Origin of the sequence: Hyphomonas sp. UBA4494, assembly GCF_002388935.1 — a bacterium.
Taxonomy (GTDB): domain Bacteria; phylum Pseudomonadota; class Alphaproteobacteria; order Caulobacterales; family Hyphomonadaceae; genus Hyphomonas.
This window is the reverse complement of sequence record NZ_DGNK01000006.1, coordinates 52,721-72,322: the sequence shown is the minus strand read 5'-3', so window position 1 is coordinate 72,322 and position 19,602 is coordinate 52,721. Positions and strand designations below refer to the sequence as shown.

Annotated in this window: 17 protein-coding genes; 15 read left to right on the top strand and 2 right to left on the bottom strand. The window is 59.2% G+C overall.

Annotated features, from left to right (window positions below):
• Positions 1-24: 24 nt before the first annotated feature.
• The 7 genes from B2P82_RS03080 (at position 25) to B2P82_RS03050 (ending at position 9,514) form a co-directional block, all read left to right on the top strand.
• Positions 25-1,329, top strand: coding sequence for a glucuronyl esterase domain-containing protein (locus tag B2P82_RS03080; protein WP_290495069.1), 1,305 nt, complete (start codon positions 25-27; stop codon positions 1,327-1,329).
• A 42-nt stretch (positions 1,330-1,371) separates the two neighbouring features.
• A complete protein-coding gene (locus B2P82_RS03075; protein WP_290478544.1) occupies positions 1,372-1,800 on the top strand; it encodes an MAPEG family protein in 429 nt (142 codons plus the stop codon).
• Positions 1,801-1,860: 60 nt separating this feature from the next.
• The gene (gene prfA / locus B2P82_RS03070) at positions 1,861-2,934 is read left to right on the top strand and encodes a peptide chain release factor 1 (protein ID WP_206992436.1); all 1,074 of its coding nucleotides are present in this window, start codon (positions 1,861-1,863) and stop codon (positions 2,932-2,934) included.
• Between the two features lies 1 nt (position 2,935).
• Complete coding sequence (gene prmC, locus B2P82_RS03065; protein WP_339797644.1) at positions 2,936-3,796, top strand: peptide chain release factor N(5)-glutamine methyltransferase; 861 nt, start codon at positions 2,936-2,938, stop codon at positions 3,794-3,796.
• 196 nt (positions 3,797-3,992) lie between these two features.
• A complete protein-coding gene (locus B2P82_RS03060; protein ID WP_206992438.1) occupies positions 3,993-4,676 on the top strand; it encodes a DUF4167 domain-containing protein in 684 nt (227 codons plus the stop codon).
• Positions 4,677-4,872: 196 nt separating this feature from the next.
• A complete protein-coding gene (gene clpB, locus B2P82_RS03055) occupies positions 4,873-7,494 on the top strand; it encodes an ATP-dependent chaperone ClpB (protein WP_290495066.1) in 2,622 nt (873 codons plus the stop codon).
• Between the two features lie 55 nt (positions 7,495-7,549).
• A complete protein-coding gene (locus tag B2P82_RS03050; protein WP_290495064.1) occupies positions 7,550-9,514 on the top strand; it encodes an alpha/beta hydrolase family protein in 1,965 nt (654 codons plus the stop codon).
• Between the two features lie 42 nt (positions 9,515-9,556).
• Here the strand turns inward: B2P82_RS03050 and B2P82_RS03045 are convergent, their stop codons facing one another.
• On the bottom strand, positions 9,557-10,939 hold the full coding sequence (locus B2P82_RS03045) for a M23 family metallopeptidase (protein ID WP_290495062.1): 1,383 nt from the start codon (positions 10,937-10,939) through the stop codon (positions 9,557-9,559).
• Between the two features lie 179 nt (positions 10,940-11,118).
• Here B2P82_RS03045 and B2P82_RS03040 point away from each other — a divergent pair, with 179 nt between their 5' ends.
• The 8 genes from B2P82_RS03040 (at position 11,119) to mnmA (ending at position 18,748) form a co-directional block, all read left to right on the top strand.
• Complete coding sequence (locus tag B2P82_RS03040; protein ID WP_290495060.1) at positions 11,119-14,454, top strand: intermembrane phospholipid transport protein YdbH family protein; 3,336 nt, start codon at positions 11,119-11,121, stop codon at positions 14,452-14,454.
• Positions 14,455-14,530: 76 nt separating this feature from the next.
• The gene (locus B2P82_RS03035) at positions 14,531-14,722 is read left to right on the top strand and encodes a YnbE family lipoprotein (RefSeq protein ID WP_051607597.1); all 192 of its coding nucleotides are present in this window, start codon (positions 14,531-14,533) and stop codon (positions 14,720-14,722) included.
• Between the two features lie 22 nt (positions 14,723-14,744).
• The gene (locus B2P82_RS03030) at positions 14,745-15,095 is read left to right on the top strand and encodes a YdbL family probable chaperone protein (RefSeq protein WP_290495058.1); all 351 of its coding nucleotides are present in this window, start codon (positions 14,745-14,747) and stop codon (positions 15,093-15,095) included.
• 36 nt (positions 15,096-15,131) lie between these two features.
• Complete coding sequence (locus tag B2P82_RS03025) at positions 15,132-15,392, top strand: hypothetical protein (RefSeq protein ID WP_051607596.1); 261 nt, start codon at positions 15,132-15,134, stop codon at positions 15,390-15,392.
• A gap of 82 nt (positions 15,393-15,474) precedes the next feature.
• The gene (locus tag B2P82_RS03020; protein WP_206992444.1) at positions 15,475-16,116 is read left to right on the top strand and encodes a histidine phosphotransferase family protein; all 642 of its coding nucleotides are present in this window, start codon (positions 15,475-15,477) and stop codon (positions 16,114-16,116) included.
• Between the two features lie 87 nt (positions 16,117-16,203).
• Complete coding sequence (locus B2P82_RS03015) at positions 16,204-16,569, top strand: response regulator (protein WP_034812625.1); 366 nt, start codon at positions 16,204-16,206, stop codon at positions 16,567-16,569.
• 68 nt (positions 16,570-16,637) lie between these two features.
• Entirely contained in the window at positions 16,638-17,480 is an 843-nt protein-coding gene (locus tag B2P82_RS03010; protein ID WP_290495056.1) for a CheR family methyltransferase, read from the top strand.
• A gap of 83 nt (positions 17,481-17,563) precedes the next feature.
• On the top strand, positions 17,564-18,748 hold the full coding sequence (mnmA, locus tag B2P82_RS03005) for a tRNA 2-thiouridine(34) synthase MnmA (RefSeq protein ID WP_034812624.1): 1,185 nt from the start codon (positions 17,564-17,566) through the stop codon (positions 18,746-18,748).
• Here the strand turns inward: mnmA and B2P82_RS03000 are convergent.
• Positions 18,745-19,587: a DMT family transporter gene (locus B2P82_RS03000; protein WP_206992446.1), complete on the bottom strand. Its 843-nt coding sequence runs from the start codon at positions 19,585-19,587 to the stop codon at positions 18,745-18,747. The two genes, mnmA and B2P82_RS03000, sit on opposite strands and share 4 nt — an antisense overlap.
• Between the last annotated feature and the right edge of the window lie 15 nt (positions 19,588-19,602).

The window sequence follows — 19,602 nt, the reverse complement described above, 5'->3', positions numbered from 1 at the left end:
GGAACATTTTTCTCGGAGAGGTCCATGCTCAACGTGTTTCGTGCCCTTGTCTGGTTTCTTGTCCGCGTGCCGCTCTTGTTGCTCATTTTTGTGACCGCGCTGATCATGAGCAGCTGCACCATGCTGGGCCTGAATTATGCGAGCCTGGAGACGGCCGACAAGCCTGTGCCCCAGCCTGAACTTAATGTGGCGGCGATTGTAAATGAGCCAGCTTACCGATCAGACGTTATGCAGGGCTTTGAGGACGTTCTCTACGGGCCATGGCCGGAAGGACTGCCGATCGAATGGGGTGAGCCACGTCTGGTCGATGCCAATTTGCTTGGCGGAAAAGGACGGCTTGAAGAGATACCTGTCACGATCGGTGAAGGTGAGGGTGCGAGCCAATTCTGGTTGGCTGTAGCCACTCCCGCCGGGGATGGGCCATTCCCGCTTGTGATCAGCCAGACCTTTTCTTCCAACTGCGCGGCCTTTCCCGGTTACCCGGTCACCGCGACCGACGGAACGATCTGCGAGGGCAGCGAGATGGAGGGTACATTCGGCTTCATCGCGACCCAGATCTTCGGCACATATATCGCCAAAGTGCCGCTCGACCGCTTCATGGATTCGGGCATTGCCTATGCGAGTTTCTATGGGTCGGATTTTGTGCCGGATCGCCGCACTGAAGCGCCGGGCGTGATGGCCAATCTGGGCGGGCCGATCAATCCAACCAGCACGTTGATGGCTTGGGCCTACGGGTATTCGGCCGCTATGGACGCGTTGGAGGGACGCGAAGCGATCGATTCCGACGCGATAGTGCTGTTCGGGCATTCGCGGTTCGGCAAGGCTGCGCTGATCGCGGGCGCCTGGGACCGGCGGACTGACGGGGTCATTGCGCACCAGGCCGGGTTCGCTGGCGCATCGCTCTCGCGTTCGGAAACAGGTGAAGGATTGAAGCGTATGGCAGAATCCTACCCGCACTGGCTGGCGCCTGAAATACAGGATTGGCTGGATCGGCTGGACGAATTGCCGGTGGATCAGCACCAATTGCTGGGCCTGTTGGCGCCAACCCCGGTCTTGCTGGGCAATGGACGCCGCGATGTCTGGTCCGATCCGAATTCCTCCTTTCGCGCAGCCCTTTCGGCTTCAGACGTTTATGAAGCGGCGGGTGAGCCGGGATTGCCAGCGGGCGGCATGAAGCAGGATTTCGTTCCAGAGGCGGGGATTGCGTGGTGGCTGAGGCCGGGCGGGCACAGCATTGTATCGGAAGACATCGACACGTTCATTGCTTTCGTTCACGCACAGTTTCCTGAAGCCTCTCGGACGCAAAGTGCTGTTCATGCTGCAGAATAGTGCCTAAGCTCCCCTCAATTAAAAAAGCTGTGGGAGGCCAAAATGCCAATCAATGTCGAATTTCTCCATCCTGTTCTTGCGCTTATCGTATGGACGCTGATCCTCTGGTTGTGGATGTACGCGACGCGTATCCCCGCTATGCAGAAGGCTCATATAAACCCGGACGACGCCCGTCATCCAGGCACCTATGGCGATAAACTGCCGGCGAATGTCCGGTCTGTGGCGGACAATTACAATCACCTCCATGAACAGCCGACCATTTTCTATGCCCTGATGTTCTTTGCGGCCTTGACCGGTGGTGGGGACCATCTCGCGACGCTGATTGCCTGGATTTATGTCGGCCTGCGCGTTCTGCATTCCTTCGTCCAGATCCTGTCGCCGAAAGTGGTTTTGCGGTTTACGTGTTTCGCGCTCGCCTCGATCACGCTGATCGTGCTGGCCGGTAAGGAAGTGATCCGCATCCTCCTCTGACTTAGGCAATCACAGCCGAAGGGACTTATCAGGTGGCCAAAAGCGCTCTAAAGGGCGCGGATGGCTACTCTTTCCCTTTCCCGGCTCCAGCAGGTTGTTGATCGTTTCGAACAGGTCGAGGCGCGCATGGGCGCGACGACCGAAACCGATGAAATCATCGCCCTGTCCAAGGAGCATTCCGAACTGAAACCCGTGGTCGACAAGGCGCGGGAAGTGATGACAGCGCGCAAGGGCCTGGAGGAGGCGCAGGCACTGGCATCCTCTGGCGATGCCGAAATGGCTGAACTGGCTCAGATGGAAATCGAGGACATCAAGGACCGCCTGCCGGACCTGGAGCAGGAGATGCAGGTCCTGCTATTGCCGAAGGATGTCGATGACGCGGCCAATATCGTGCTGGAGGTTCGCGCCGGAACGGGCGGGGACGAGGCCGCCCTGTTCGCAGGCGACCTCTACCGCATGTACACACGCTACGCGCAGACGATGGGATGGAAAGTCGAAGTGGTCGACGCGTCCGAAGGCGATGCCGGCGGCTATAAGGAAATCGTCGCCAATATTGCTGGCGACGGCGTGTTCGGTCACATGAAGTGGGAAAGCGGTGTGCACCGCGTCCAGCGTGTGCCAGCGACCGAAACGCAGGGACGCATTCATACGTCGGCCGCGACTGTGGCTGTTTTGCCAGCGCCCGAGAATGTCGAGATCGAAGTCAAACCCGAAGACATCCGTATCGACACAATGCGGTCTTCCGGTGCGGGCGGCCAGCACGTCAATACAACGGACTCCGCGGTGCGTATCACCCATCTTGCGACCGGTATCATGGTGACGAGTTCGGAAAAGTCCCAACACGTGAACCGCGAGAAGGCGATGGAACAGCTGAAGATTCGCCTCTACGAGAAAGAGCGCTCCGAGCGCGATGCTGAACGCGCCGAGGCGCGCGCCAGCCAGATCGGCACGGGCGACCGCAGCCAGAAGGTGCGGACCTATAATTACCCGGAAAACCGGGTCACGGATCACCGTATTGGCCTGACACTGTATTCGCTCGACAAGATCATCACGGGCGACAAGCTGAACGATGTTGTCGAAGCGCTGATTACGGAAGACCGGGCGCGCAAGCTGGCCGCGATGGAGGCGAACTAAGCTGCCTGCGAAGACATATGACACTTTACTGGCAGAAGGCGCGGCGCAGTTGCGCAAAGCCGGCATTGATACATCGCGGCTTGAAGCGCGGTGGTTGCTGGCCCATGCGGCTGGCTGTCAGTCCTCAGACCTTATAGCGCGAGGGGGAGGCAATGTTTCAGATGAAATCAATTCTGCATATTCCAACAGTATTTTGCGCCGTGCCGCCCGCGAGCCTCTGCAACACATCATTGGCTCGACGGAATTTTTCGGTCTTGAATTCCTGAGCGATGGGCGCGCATTGATTCCACGCCCGGACAGCGAAATTTTGGTTGAGGCGGCCCTTGCGCGCATCCCTGACAATGCACCTGTCTTCATTGCTGATCTTGGAACGGGGAGTGGGTGCCTGTTGTCCGCAATCCTCGCAAATCGACCGCTGGCGACCGGGGAGGGCGTCGAGGCAAGCCAGGATGCAGCGGAACTGGCGGAGGAAAACCTGTCCCGGCTCGGCCTTTCGGATCGCGCATCGATCCATAACGGCCCATGGTCCGATTGGCAGAAATGGGGTGCAGCGGACCTGATCATTTCCAATCCGCCCTATATTGTCAGCGCGGAAATGGCAGGCCTCATGCCTGAAGTTCGTGACCATGATCCGACGGCAGCGCTTGATGGCGGCCCGGATGGCCTGAATGCCTATCGGGAAATCGTTGGCCTTGCAGCGGGTCGGATGAAGCCCGGCGGCTGGCTCGTATTCGAGATCGGGTATGACCAGAGACTATCCGTCGGCGCCTTGCTGGAAACGGCCGGATTTGAAGCCATCACCTGTCTGAAGGATCTAGGCGGAAATGACCGGGCCATTGCCGCGCAACACCCTGTTGTGTAATACTTACATTTCTTCTTGGCGTATTGGGAAAGTCGCGCTAGAAGATTCTCGTGAGACGGCGACCACACACGGTGTAATTGCATGTCCCCCTCACAAGACTCGCGCAAATCAAGGGCTGGGGCCACTTTATCCAGAAGGCCAATTGCGCTGGGAATTGCCTGAAAACTGATCAGGCGCATGAAACGGGAAGATCTGCATGAAACGTTCACGCGGGCGCAATCGTCGCTCAGGCGGTAACAACCAGAACAGCCACAACAATCCGAATCGTCACTATGAAAGCGTCGGTCCGGATGTGAAGATTCGTGGCTCTGCACAGCAGGTTCTGGACAAATACCAACAATATGCCCGTGACGCCCAGACCAGTGGCGACCGGATCCTGTCTGAGGCGTATTACCAGTTTGCCGAACACTATCAGCGCATCGTGGCCAAGCAGGCGGAAGCGAAAGAGCGCTCCCAGCAGAATCGCAATCAGAATCGCGACAATCGCCGCGATGATCGCGATAGCAATGACAACAATGACAACAGCAATGCCGATGACGACAATTCGTCCAAGCAGGAAGCCGAAGTCGAATCGCGCAACAAGAACCGCAACGAGGATGACCGTTCCGATCAGGACTCTGACTCATCCAGCGATGCGAAATCCAACCAGGACGACGCGTCGGAAAATTCAGACAAGTCCGATGATGGCGATGACAAGGCTGACAAGCCCCGTCCGCGCAGTCGCCGCAAGCCTTACGCCAAGCGCGAAAAGGCCGATGATGCGCCAGAAGCTGAAACCGATGGAGTGCTGAAAACCGTCTCCCGTGGTCGTCGTAAAGCTGCGCCGAAGGGGGATGATGGTGCCCAGCCCGAAGAGGCTTCCGCCGAAACCACCGACTGATTGCAAGTCGTCAAACCGATTTGAAGCGCCCGGCTGCATCTTGCAGGCCGGGCTTTTTCTTGCGCGTATCGTGACGGTGCGGGCGGTTGCAAACCCATCAAGGCTTCCCACATCAGGAAAGAACCGGATACCGGCTGCCGCTGAGCGGGGCCATTGTCCACCAACTTCCATGATCTGCCTTTCAAAGGGGATGTAGATGAATATTGAACAATACACAGAGCGCGCTCGCGCGATCATTCAGGGTGCACAGACCGCTGCCTTGGCGAATGGCCATCAGGTTCTGACGCCTGCCCATGTCCTGAAGACCATGCTGGAAGACCGCGACCAGCTCGCGGTGAACCTGATCCGTGCAAGCGGGGGTCGTCCGGAACTGGTTGCGCAAGGCATAGACACGGCGCTTGGCAAACTGCCCAAGGTGCAAGGCGCAAGCTCTGGCCTGCGTCTCGAGCAGGCAGGGGCCCAGCTGTTCCAGACTGCCGAAGCGGACGCAAAGAAAGCTGGCGACAGTTTTGTCACCGTTGAACGCCTGTTGCTGGCAATCGCCAGTCTGAGGGGTGATCCGGCTTCTGACGTGCTGGCCAATGCGGGCGTGACCTCGTCTGGCCTCGAAGGTGCCATTGCCGAACTCCGTCAGGGTCGCACCGCTGACAGTGAAAATGCCGAAGAAGGCTATGAAGCCCTGAAAAAATACGCCCGCGATCTGACCAAGGATGCGCGGGAAGGCAAGCTCGACCCGGTTATCGGGCGCGACGAAGAAATCCGCCGTGCGATCCAGGTCCTGTCTCGCCGCTCGAAGAACAACCCAGTCCTGATTGGTGAGCCCGGTGTGGGTAAAACGGCAATCGCCGAAGGACTCGCGCTGCGCATTGTTAATGGCGACGTACCAGAAAGCCTGAAAGGCAAACGCCTGCTTGCGCTCGACATGGGCGCACTGATTGCGGGGGCAAAGTTCCGCGGTGAATTCGAGGAACGCCTGAAGGCCGTGCTGAATGAAGTTCAGCAGGCGGAAGGGGGCGTTGTCCTGTTCATTGACGAGATGCACACGCTGGTTGGTGCGGGCAAGGGTGATGGCGCAATGGACGCCTCAAACCTCCTCAAGCCTGCCTTGGCGCGTGGCGAACTGCACTGTATCGGTGCGACGACTTTGGACGAGTATCGCAAACATGTTGAAGGTGACCCCGCCCTCGCACGACGGTTCATGGCCGTTTTCGTGGATGAGCCAACCGTTGCCGATACAATCTCGATTCTCCGTGGCCTGAAGGGTCGCTACGAGGCGCACCATGGTATCCGCGTGTCGGACGCCGCGATTGTTTCTGCCGCCAATTTGTCGAACCGGTATATCACTGACCGGTTCCTGCCGGACAAGGCCATCGACCTTATGGACGAAGCCTCTGCGCGTTTGCGCATGCAGGTCGATTCCAAGCCCGAAGAACTCGACGAGATCGATCGCCGCCTCCTGCAATTGCGGATCGAGGCCGAGGCTCTGAAGAAAGAAAAGGATGCTGCTTCGGTGGATCGCCTCAAGACAATCGAGAGCGAGATTACGGATCTGCAGACAAAGTCTGATGAGCTGACGGCGACATGGTCCGCCGAGAAGAACAAGTTGAAGGGCGCTGCCTCCGCGAAAGAACAGCTCGACCGGGCCTATGCCGACATGGCGGAAGCCCAGCGCCAAGGCGACCTGACCAAGGCGTCTGAGTTGAAGTTCGCGACAATCCCGCAGCTGGAAAAGCTCATTGCCGAAGTCGAAGGCAGCGAGGATGATCAGGGAGACGGTGGACTCGTCTCCGAAGTCGTCCGCCCAGAGCATATTGCTGCCGTGGTCTCGAAGTGGACAGGCATTCCCGTCGACAAGATGATGGAGGGCGAGCGCGAGAAGCTGCTCAAGATGGAAGACGATTTGCGCAAGCGGGTCGTGGGTCAGGATGCTGCGCTGGAGGCCGTCTCCAATGCTGTTCGCCGTGCGCGTGCAGGCCTGCAGGATCCGAACCGCCCAATCGGCTCTTTCCTGTTCGTCGGCCCGACGGGCGTCGGCAAGACAGAGCTGACCAAGGCACTGGCCGAGTTCATGTTTGACGATGATACCGCGATCCTTCGGCTCGACATGTCGGAATTCTCCGAGAAGCATTCCGTCGCCCGTTTGATTGGAGCGCCTCCGGGCTATGTCGGTCATGATGAAGGGGGTGTGCTGACGGAGTCAGTGCGGCGCAGGCCCTACCAGGTGATCTTGTTCGATGAGGTCGAAAAAGCCCATCCGGACCTTTTCAATACGTTATTGCAGGTCCTCGATGATGGGCGCCTGACCGATGGTCAGGGCCGTACGGTCGACTTCAAGAACACGATCATCATCATGACGTCGAACCTCGGCGCAGACGCGCTGGCGAGCGGCGAAGAGGGAGAGGTGTCGGAGGCAGCCAAAGAGTCCGTCATGGGCGCTATCCGCATGCATTTCCGACCCGAATTCATCAACCGGATCGACGAGATCGTCTTCTTCAAGCGGCTGGGCCGCGGCGAGATCGACCATATTGTCGATATCCAGATGGAGCGCCTGGAAGCGCTGCTGAAGGATCGGAAGATGACGCTGCAGTTGAGCCTCGATGCTCGCAACTGGCTGGCCGCGCGGGGCTATGACCCGGTCTATGGGGCAAGGCCACTCAAGCGTGTCATCCAGAAGGAATTGCAGGATCCTCTGGCCCGCCTCCTGCTGGAAGGCCGCATCCATGATGGCGAGACCATCGAGATTGGGGTCGAAGGCGACCAGCTGTCCATCAATGGCGTCCCGAACGGGTTCGCCAAAGGTGCTGCAGCCCTGAACTGAAGGTTGATCGACCGAGAATTTTATGATGGCCTTTCTGTCACTCAGGGAGGCCATCTTGCATTTGAAAATGATATTGACCGCGCTCGGGGTGACACTGGCGGCCGCGTGCCAGACGGCGCGCGCGGACATGAACGAGATCGCGGAACTCTATGGTCGTGCGGACGGAATTGCTGAGCCGCAGCTTTCTCCTCAAGGCACGAAACTGGCCATTGAATGCGCCCCGCAGGGCTTGCCGTCGCTGTGTGTGTTTGACCTGACCGGGGCCACGGAGTCTGCTCTGATCGGCCTCGACTCCACGTATCGCCTGAAAGACTTTTTCTGGGTAGATGAAGCGCGCCTGATCTTTCGTTTCGGCATGTTCGAGCGCCTGCAGACTCAGAGCGGAATGCAGGAATTCGAGGCGTGGCGGGCCGTTTCGTATGATGTGAACTCTGGCGAATCCACCGTACTCATGAACGACACGCGGGGCATGGTGGACACGTCGAACATCGTGTCTCTGCTGCCCCAGGATGAGGGCAAGGTCCTTATCATGGGATGGATTTACGATAGTGGCGCGACTTCGGGTACGATCATGCCGACGAAATCCAACAAGGGCTGGATGCCCCGTACATTTGCGGTCAATCTGAAGAACGGAAAGACCCGGAAAGCTGAAACGTTCCCCAAACACACAGATCAGGTCGTTTTCGACCAGTATGGTCGAGAGGTTGCCCGTTTGCGTCGCGACATCAATCTCGGGACGTCGACCGTTTATCGCGGGCGGGATGAAATTTACTTCGAAGATGATGTGAATGTTCGTAATCTGCGCCTGATCGCGCTCGAAGAAAGCGTTGGAGACCTGATCGTCTGGATCGACAGGGGTGAGAATCGCGGCCTGAATTACATGTCGCTGCGCGACGGATCGATGTCTCCCGTCATGATCGGAGACAAGCGGGCCGGGGCCGCCGCGACGATCATCGATCCCTATACGGGCACATTGGTTGGGGTCGAATATGGTGGGGAATGGGATGAGCAGGTTTTCCTCGTGCCGGAACTGGATGCTGCGCAGTCCGCCATCGAGGCGGCCATGCCGGGCAAACATGTTACGATCACTTCCTGGACGGCCGACCGCAAGAAAGTCTCTGTCGCCCTGGCGGAGGCCGGGCGGCCGGCAGACTATTTCGTCTATGACTCTGCCGCCGGCACGATGGGGAGCATCGGCAGCGCCGGATCACATCTGGTGAACCGCCCTGTTGGAAATGTCGTTTCGATTTCGTATGAGGCCCGCGATGGCCGCACCATTCAGGGTTTCGTCACCCTGCCGCCCGGCAAGACGTTGGATGATGGCCCGTTTCCGCTGGTCGTCCTGCCGCATGGCGGCCCGGTAGCCCATGACACGGCCGAGTTCGACTGGTGGTCCGGCGCCTATGCCGAGGCAGGCTATGCCGTATTGCGCCCGAACTATCGCGGCTCGACCGGTTCGACTTCGGAGCATCGCTTCGCCGGATATGGCGAGTATGGCGGCAAGATGGTCGACGACGTGATCGACGGTGCGGCATGGGCCATCGCGCAGGGCATTGCCAAGCCGGACGGTTATTGCATCGCTGGCGGCAGCTATGGCGGTTATTCGGCCCTGATGGTGGCCGCGCGGGATTCCGGACGGGTGAAATGTGCTATCTCGGTGAACGGAGTGACGGATCCGATCCTGCGCCTGTCGGAATACACACCCGACAGCGATGCTTACAATGACTATGAATTGATGCTCGGGTCAGGCCGGTTTTCAGACGATGCCAGCCGCGCGGCCATCATGCCGGTCCGTCAGGCCGGGGCAATGTCGGCGCCGATCCTGATCATGCATGGCCGCGAAGACACGCGCGTGCCCTTCCGGCAGTTCACGCGGATGCGCGAAGCTACCGGAAACCGCCCGAACTTCACCTTTGTGGAGATGGAAGGCGAGGATCATTTCCTGCAGTCCACGTACGCACGTTCGGATGTGTTGAATCGGACGCTTACATTTCTGGAGGTGCATCACCCAGTGCAATAGCCGCAGGATACGCGGAGCCTCGGGAGCTCCGCGACATTCCTTTTACGGAGAGGGTGGATTGGTCAGCGAGCCGGTGCCTGCCATGAGCTGGGCGCCCTGGGCTGTGCGGATCGCGTCGATCTCGGCCTTGCGGGCTTCGAATTCGGCAAGCATGTCCGGCGTCTCAGCCAGCTTGCGGCCGGTCGGCAGTTTCAGGCGCATCGCGTTGACTGGCTTGCTCTTGATGTAGACTTCGTAGTGCAGGTGCGGTCCGGTTGAGGCACCGGTCGAGCCGACATAGCCAATCACGTCGCCTTGGCGGACCCGCTTGCCAGCGCGCACGCCTGGTCCGTAGCGGGACATGTGGGCGTAGGCGGTCTTGTAATTATTGGCGTGCTTGATGCGGACATAATTGCCATAGCCGCCATAGCGGCTGGCGCGCTCGACCGTGCCATTGCCCGCAGCATAGATCGGCGTGCCGGATGGCGCGGCGAAATCAGTGCCCTTGTGCAGGCGCGTATAGCCAGAGATCGGATGGCGCCGATTGCCGAAGGAGGATGACAGGCGCGCGCCATTGATAGGCGTCTTCATCAGGAATTTCGTGGCGCTTTCGCCATTCTCGTCGAAATAGTCAGCTACGCCGTCATCGCTGGGTGTGAAGCGATAGAAGCCGCGTGTCAGCGCCTTGCCGTTCAGTTTGGCGAAGACGAGGTCGCCATTCTTGACCGGTGTGCCGCGCTCGTCGACTTGGGTCTCATAGACCATTTCGAATGTGTCACCGGGATGTATCTCGCGCTGGAAATCCACGTCATAGGCAAACGCGCTGGCAAAATCGACAACCTGCTGGTCGCCGGCGCCCAGCTTGCGGGCGGCTTCATAGATTGAGGTTTCAATTGGGGCTGCAACGCGGTGATAAGTTGGGCTGAGGCGGGCTTTCAGCTCGCTGGCGGTCCAGCCGCTCTCGGCTGAGCGCGTGATGAAAAGATTGCGTTCGGCGTCCGCTTTGATGTTGAGCGCGGTCAGTTGACCATTGGTAATGAAGGCGTCGGCCTTGACCCCGGGGCGAAGGCGCCGCGGATCGAGGAATTCCTTCTCGTAAATCGTGTGCAGCGCAGCGGCAGCATCGGATGGCTCGGCCCCAAGGCGCGTAACGAGTTCCGTCAGCGTTTCGCGGCTTTTCAGCGTGCCGCTTACGCGGTTTGGAATGCCAAGGCCGGGCTCGAATTCGGTTGCAGACAAGAGTGTTGTGGCGAGGGGCGGCGGGGCTGGCGATGCATGGGCGGCGCCCATTCCGACCGGCTCATTGGATGGACCGACCGTTACAAGGCCCAGAATGGCCGAAACCGATCCCAACAGACCCAATACGACCAGACTCTTCACGCCATGCGAGACCGTTCGGCCCGGCTCGGCAGTGTTTGTTTCGACTGTTTTCACGTCATGCACCATGGCGCGATCTCCCTCACTCCAGTGCCACCCAGCACCTATGTCTCTCAAGACTGTGAATGTCAGAAGGACCTTTTATACCGTTTACACGTTAAGAAACGACATTCTTGCTCAATTTGGCCTTCTTGCTTTCCTACAAATCCTAGTAGCCAATCAAAGCAAGAAGCAAGCCGGAACCGTCAGTGAATACGCCACATTACAAAGATTTAGAGGTTGAAGGCTCGAAGGCGGGCACGCGCCGCCTGAATTGGGGGCGTTGGCTGCTGGTCGCGATCCTGACCCTGTTCCTGCTTTTTGGTGCACTCGGCTGGCTCGGTCGCAAATACATTGCCCAACAGGCATTGGCGCAGTGGTGCCATGACCAGTCCCTCACTTGCCAGGCTGATTTCAAGCGCCTTGGGCCTGGTGGCGCGGTGATTACCGGAGTCCGCATCAAATCCGGCGACGAGACGCCCTTCATGGCAGACGAAGTAATTGCAGACATATCCTGGAAGGGGCTGGTGCCGTCTCTCGGTGCCGTATCGGTTATTGCGCCGGAATTGCACGGCACGTTGGATGATCGTGGTATTCGCTTTCATGGGCTTGAAAATCTGGGCGGGTCTGGCGGGGACAGTGGCAGTCCGCTGCCTCCAGTGAAGATTACCAAGGGCCGCGTCTTGCTGGCCACAAGCGCCGGCGACATCGGGGCATCGGTCGATCTGGAAGGCGAATTTCCCGAATCCGGCACATTGCAGATGGTACTCGACCCGGTGTCCCTGTCCGGTCCGGACGGCACGCTGGTCTGGTCGGAAGGGCGAGTCGATGTCACCGCCAGCGACGGTCAGCTGGAAGGCGAGGCTTTTCTGGATCTTGCCGAGGCCGATATACGCGGCGTTCAGGCGCGAAACGTTCAACTCGACGCCTTGCTGAATTCCCCCTTCGACGGAGCCGGTGACACACAAATTGTCTGGGACGGACATGTCGCCAGCGTCTCCTGGAGCGGATATGAAATTTCCAATGCATCGAGTAGGGGGCGTGCCATTTTGGATCGTCTGCCATCCTTTGAGATCGACTCGATTTTGAATGCGCTGGTTGAGGCCTCTGCCGAGACTGATGCGTCGAAAGTTTCCGGCAGCGCATTTGCCGGTCGCGACATGCAATTGGAGTTCGATCTTGCGGGCGAAGCGGGGCACGTCATCGGACCTGTACTGGCTTCTGCAAGCGACCTGGACGTTCCTCAGGGCCGCACGCAACGTGCGTCGATCCGGGCAAACTTGGACAGGACGGTCGCGGACGGCATCGGCTTCAAGGCCGATGTATCGACGTCCGGGACATCGTTGACTGCCGCGACAACCGACCAGTTGCTTGAGTTGGTCAATCTGCCCGACATGTTCGCGGCCCATGAGACTAGTCTCACGAGCGCGCTGCGTCGAGCGCTAACGGCCTTCAATGCGTCGGTTACGGTCGAGGCTCAGCACAAGGCGGACGGATGGGCCATTTCGGCGGATGGGCCGGCGCAGCTCAACGCACAATCAGGGCTGGCGGCAGACATCTTGCCTGGCGCTAACGGAAAATGGCTCTCTTGGATGGGCCGTGATCGATCGGTAGCAGGTCAGCTCTCTTTGAAAGGCGGCGGTTTGCCAGCCCTTACGGCAGACCTTCAGGTCCAGATGTCCGAAATGGGCCTGTCGCATTTCAACGCGACGGATCTGAAACTGTCCTCCTGGTCGGCAGGTGGCAGGACTCTCTCAGCGGATTTGAAACGGATTGACTATCAACGCGTCGGCGAAGGGGAGATAGCGCTTGAGACATCTGGCAAGATCGGCGTCTCGGGTAATGTGTCCGGCTTTGATCTCGACTCTTCCAGCCTGTCCGGTCAGTTGCTGGTGTCGTCCGACAAGGCGGGGTGGCGGATATCCACTCCGGATCGGTCCTGCCTGTCACTGGACAGCCAGGGCTTGCGGTTCGGATCGGTCAGCCTCGGCGCTTTCCGCACGCCGATATGCCCGGAAGGGAAAGACTTCATCTCGCCGGGGGCCGGATTTGCCGGGGCCACAAAACTCGGAGACTTGGTGGTTCCGGTCGCTTTCTCATCGAATGCCGGGACGGTCAGCTTCACAGATGCACAGATTGACTGGACGGGCGGAAAGACTGCGAGCGTCTCGGCGGTGTCAGACTCTGTCTCATTGGCCCTTGGCATCGGTGAGGAGACGCTCAGCATTGATGGCGACGGACTGAGGCTGGGCATTGCCACCCGTCTGAACGCCGCGCCCGCTCTGTCGGCGCGACTGGGGGCAACCAAGTTCAACGGAACGCTTGTGCCCGCCAATGTCAGCTCCAGTGATTTCCGCTTCGACGGCACAACGGGCGAGGGTGGTGTGAAGGGGAGTATGAGCGCCGACGGTGTGATTATCCGCGACTATCGCGATGACCCCCTCTACCAGCCGCTGACAGCGGACCTGGACGCAACCCTCAGCGGTGCCGATTTCAGCATGTCCGGGCCTTTGCGGCTTGCGTCAAACGGCATCACCGTTGCGGACACACTGCTTCGCCTCGACGTAACGAAGCTGAGTGGCATGGCGGCGCTGGAGAGCCGTGACCTGCAATTCGAGCCGGGTGCCCTGCAGCCTTGGCGCCTGTCAGACCGTTTGCGGGGCGTTTTCACGGATGCGCGCGGCGGTCTTGCTGCGGCGGCGCGGTTTGACATTGTTGGAGGCAAGATCGAAGGGACAGGGGAAGTCTCGGTTTCCGAATTCGGTTTTCAGACGACACGGCTTGGCCGGGTGCAGGGGGTCAACGGCAACGTCGCCTTTAGCGAATTGCTGGCCCTGACCACCGAGCCAGGACAGACCATCCTCGTCGAGCGTCTCAACCCCGGCGTACCGCTGGAGAATGGCCAAATCACGTTTCAGCTGGTCGAGGGTACGCAGTTCAAAGTCGAGTCGGCTGCGTTCCCCTTCGCCGGGGGGACACTGGCATTGCCGCCCTTTGTCTGGTCGCTTGGCGGCGAGCAACAGAACATTGAAGTTACGGCAGAAGCAATCGAACTCGCGAAACTGGTCGAGGTTTTGAAACTGCCCGACACACGAGCGACCGGCACTGTGTCCGGCAGCTTTCCAATCGACATTGACGGCACAGATATTCTGGTCCGCGATGCTCGGTTGAGAGCCGATGCGGATGGGGGCTATATCTCCTATCTGGGCACGGCTGCGGACTCTGCTGGCGCAGCAGACGAAAACGCAAAAATGGCCTTTGAAGCGCTGAAGGATTTCGATTTCACGGTCCTTGAGCTTGGCCTTGACGGCAACGTCCGCGATCGGATGACCATTTCTCTCATTCTGGAGGGCAAGAGCCGGAAGGGGATCGCGTATGGTGACGGAAATCAGGTGCTGACGGGGCAACCCTTCCTGTTCAACATCACGGTTAACTCGGCACTCGGCGAACTCTTGCGCAACACTCAATACTATACGAGCCAGAAGGGGCTGACCAACGCCGTTGTCGAGCAGGTGAAAGCAAAACGACTGGATGAATCTGAATAGGACACAACCGCCAACTTCATTGACGTTAAGGTGGCGTGTGTCATGTTCCCCATTGAACCCTGAGGAGCGAATCCTGATGAATTATTCCAAAGCCTTGCTGGCTGGCGCGGGCATTGCGGCACTGGTCGCCTGCACGCCGACCGTCCGCATTGAACCGTCCGACAAGCCGATCAAGATCGACTTGAATGTCAATATTACCCAGGAAGTCCGCGTGATCCTCGACAAGGAAGTCGAAGACCTGATCGCGGACAATCCAGACTTGTTCTAAACTCGCGAAATCTGGAGACGAGATGATGAAATCCCTTCGCACTTTTTTCGCTGCCCTGGCCTTGGCCTTCGGCCATGCCGCGATGTCGCCAGCCGCCTTTGCGGGTGATCCCGCCATTGATGCTGCCATTGAGGCGGGTGAGGTCGGCGAACGCATTGACGGTCGCCTTGGCGTTATCGGGTCGGCTGACCCGTCGCTCATTCGCAAGGTTCAGGAGATCAACAACAAGCGCGCCGCCAAATATGCGGAAGTCGCTGCTGAAACCGGCACGACGGTCGCTGAAGTCGCCCGCATCACCGGCGAAAAGCAGATTTCCAAACTGAGCCCTGGCCAATGGTACATGGATGCCAGCGGCAGCTGGAAGCAGAAATAGCTTGTTTCCAGCGCCGTCAGGCGTAGGTGATCAGACATGTCACGCAAGCTGATATTCTGGATTGTAGCCAGTTTCGTGCTCCTGGGGCTGATGCTCTGGGGCATTTCGCTGTTCTGGGAAAGCAATGCTGACGGGCTCTCAGGGCATGGCTGGATCGCCTATGTCCTGGGCGGCGTCATGACGCTTGGCCTGTCGATTGGCCTGTTTCTGCTCACCTTCCACAGTGCGCGCCACGGCTATGACGATATCGACCGTCCGGAAGATGCAACTGAGCAGAATGTTGAATATCGCCAATAGTTCATACAGCCTTGATTGACACGCCGGGCGGCTCACACAATCCTGCGCAAAATCTGAACTCTAGAACGGGGCTCCACTACCCATGATCGATCCTGCACGCCTATCCGCGTACATCGCATCACGCATCTGCCACGACCTTGTTTCGCCCGTATCTTCGGTCACGAATGCGCTCGATCTGTTGAACGATCCGGGTGACATGGAAATGAAGGCGCAGGCTCAGGACCTGCTGCATGATGGAGCCGAGAAGGCGGGCGCTCGGATTCAGTTCCTGCGCTACGCCTTTGGGTCGATTGGCTTGAATGCGGGCGCGGCCGACATTCATGAAGCGCGCAAGATCACCGAGAACTTCGTGGCCAGCCACCGGCCGAGTATCGAATTCGATATCCAGACCGACCATTTGAGCTTCTCGCATGTTCGGATGATGATGAACCTCGTAATGATGGGCATTGACTGTCTGCCGCGCGGCGGCGTGATTCATGTGCGCATTCGCAATGAGCAAGTGGGCCTGACGATCACCCTGACCTGCAAGGGCAATCGGGCGCGCCTGCGCCCTGACATCGCCAATGGTATCAAGGGAATCGAGCCAGAGGATGGCTGGCGTCCGGAAACCATTCAGCCTCTGTTCTCGAAGATCATCTGCGATGGCCTCGGCGGCGAGTTGACCGCCAGCGAAAGCGAAGAGACGGTCATCATCATGGCGGCGGGCATTCGCGCAGAGGGATAGTGCTGGCCCGAAATTTACACTTTGGCAGGACTTTCTTAACCGGGGTCGGCCAGATTCGAGTCCGAACCGCTGCGCACAGGATACATCATGAAAACCTGTCTGATCGTTGATGACTCCCGCGTCGTCCGGAAAGTGGCGGCGCGCATTGTGCGCGACCTGAAGTTTGATGTGCTGGAAGCCGGCGATGGGGCAGACGCCATGCGCCAGTGTCGCCAGAAAATGCCCGATGCGATCCTGCTTGACTGGAATATGCCAGTCATGAACGGCTTGGACTTCCTGCGTGCCTTGCGCCGCGAAGAAGGCGGCAAACATCCGCTTGTCGTGTTCTGCTCCATTGAGAATGATGCTGAACACATAAATGAAGCGTTGAGTTCAGGCGCTGACGAGTTCATCATGAAGCCATTCGACGCCGATATTCTGGAAAGCAAATTTGCGGAAGTCGGCCTGGTCTGAAGCATTTCTTAATAAACCGAGCCCTATGGGTAAGGTTTATGGGCAGAATGTCCGATTCGGAGTGTTAGATGCAGGAAGAGGTCTTCAACGAGTTGGCTGAGCTGGCGCTGAAAGGCTCCGGTCAGGCGATTCCGAAATCCAAATCCTATCTGATTGAAGCCCGGCTTGCGGCAATCGCCCGCCGCGAGGGCTTTGGCACTATGGCGGATCTCGTCCACTGCCTGAAATCGCGCGCCAATCCGGTCTTCGCGGCCGAAGTCGCATCCGCGTTGGTGTCCAAGGACACCTGCTTCTTCCGGGACCGCGACGCGCTAAAACGTGTTGTCGACGACATACTGCCGAAACGGCTGAAGGCGTCCAATACGGGCCGTCTGAAAGTCTGGTGCGCCGGGGGCAGCACGGGCCAGGAAGCCTATTCCCTGGCGATCCTGCTGGAAGACGAATTGCCTGCCAGCCTGCGCGGCGCAAAGATCGACATTCTTTCGACTGATATCTGCAAGGTCTCCACCGAGACCGCTCGCGTGGCGCGCTATGGGCACTACGAGGTTCAGAAGGGGCTGTCGATCCACCGACTCGTCAAGCACTTCACTCGTCTCGAAACCGGCCAGTGGGAAGCGTCTGAAGCCTTGCGTTCGCGCGTGAGCTTTCGCCAGCACAATCTGCTCGAGCGGGCAGACGGGCTCGGAAACTTCGATGTTATCCTCTGTCGGAATGTATTGTCCGGAATGGCGCGCGCGTCCCGTACCAAGGTGATTGAAAGCGTCTCAAAGCAAATGATGCCCGGCGGTATGATTCTGCTCGGTGGTGGCGAAAGTGCCATCGGCCTGACCGACAAGCTGGAGCCGGCTCGCCACTTCCGGGGCGGTTGGGTTGCTGCTGGAACGGCCAACGCTGAAGCATCTGCAGCCTGACCCCCTCGCAATTTGGCGCGTCTCGCGCTATATGTCCCCATTCCTGAAACTGCTCCGGGCCTTTAACCCGGTTGGAGTGAGACATGACTTATGAATTGCCGCCGGCCTGGGATGGCCGTGTGAACTCTCTTGGATTTGCCAAACCGCCCGCGGAAACGCGCGTCGTCGCTGCCATGTCGGGCGGAGTCGACAGCTCTGTCGTGGCCGCCATGCTGAAGGCGCAGGGCTACGACGTGATTGGCATCACGCTACAGCTTTACGATCATGGCGCTGCCATCGAGAAGAAGGGCGCCTGCTGCGCCGGGCAGGACATCCATGATGCCCGCAACGTATCCGACCAGATCGGCATTCCGCACTATGTACTCGACTACGAGTCAAAGTTCCGCGAGCAGGTGATGGAAGACTTCGCCGATACCTATCTGGCCGGTTCGACACCGATTCCATGCATTCGCTGTAACCAGACGGTCAAGTTTTCGGACCTGTTGAAAACCGCCCGTGATCTTGGGGCAGATTGTCTTGCCACAGGGCATTACATCCGCCGCACGGATGGTGACGATGGGCCGGAGCTTCACCGTGCCGCGGATGCGAGCCGTGATCAGTCTTACTTCCTGTTCGCAACGACGGCAGAGCAGCTGGACTATCTGCGCTTTCCGCTCGGCGACCTGCCGAAGACGCAGGTGCGCGAACTGGCTGATCAGTTCAATCTGCCGGTGGCTTCCAAGCCGGACAGTCAGGACATCTGTTTCGTGCCGGAAGGCTCCTATGCCACGGTTGTGGAAAAGTTGCGTCCGGGTGCCGGACGGGGCGGAGACATTGAACATCTTGATGGTCGCGTGCTCGGTCAGCACAATGGCGTGATCCACTACACGATCGGCCAGCGCCGGGGGCTTGGGGTTGCGACGGGTGACCCGCTCTATGTGGTCAAGATCGACGCGCCCAACCGCCGGGTCATTGTTGGCCCGCGTGAAGCCTTGATGACGTCCGGCCTGTTGCTGGAAGAACTCAATTGGCTGGGCGAAGGATCGCTCCAGGCGGCTGCTGATGCAGGGGTGCCCGTGCTCGTCCGTGTGCGGTCCACGCGGCCGCCCGTGCCGGCCCGTTTGGGGTGGAGTGATGGCGTTCCCGTGATCTGGTTCGATGATCCGGAAGAGGGTGTCGCGCGTGGCCAGGCCGCCGTGCTCTACGACGCAGAAGGCAGCACGCGTATTCTGGGCGGCGGCTTTATTCTGAAGCCGATCCCGGCCGATGAGCGGGTTGTTGCTGCCTAGCGGGGCTTTCGGGCGCCGGTCACGGACAGCCCGATACCACCGAGTACAATCAGCGCGGCAATTGCAAAGCGTAGTGTCAGATCCTCGCCGAGCATCGCGATGCCGCCAAGCGCGGCGAGGATCGGGACGCTGAGTTGTGCGATGGCCGCGGTGGCTGAGGTGATACGGGGCAGGATAGCGTACCAGAGTGCATAACCGAGCCCAGACGTAACAATGCCTGACAGGCAGGCCAGCAAGACGCCTACTGGGGTCAACTCTGGCCCGATGGCGAAGAGACCTAGCAGGCTGAGCGGAGCTGCCAGCGCGAAGTTTGCTGCGGTATCCTCGGTGGCATTTTGTGCACCGCGACCGAGGAGTGAATAGATTCCCCAACCGAGCGCCGCGATGCCCATCAACGCCGCGCCCACTGGGTCGACCGGAGCGGCGTCAGTCGGCCAAAGAAACCAGGCCAGGCCACCTGCCGCCACGAGTGCACCGATCCATTTCAGGGCCGGGACGTGCTCTCTGGCCAGCAGGGCGCCAGCGAACATGGTGATTTGCACACCGCCGAACAGGACCAGCGCCCCGACGCCCGTATCGAGCGACAAGTACGCAAACGAGAAACCGAGCATGTAAGCGAGCAAGGCGGCGACGCTGACCCCCCGCTTTGTAGACAAGAGAGCCGGACGTGTCGAAGACTGTGCGAGCACGATCAGGCCGAGAATGATCGCGCCGCTGAACAGGCGGATCACTGCGAAGCTTGCTGGATCAATCAGCTCGCCCGCGAGTGCCAGCCGGTTGAGCACCGAATTGGCAGCGAAGGCGAGCATGGCGAGCAGGGTGAGTGCGAACAGCTTCATGCTGCACCGCTCCGC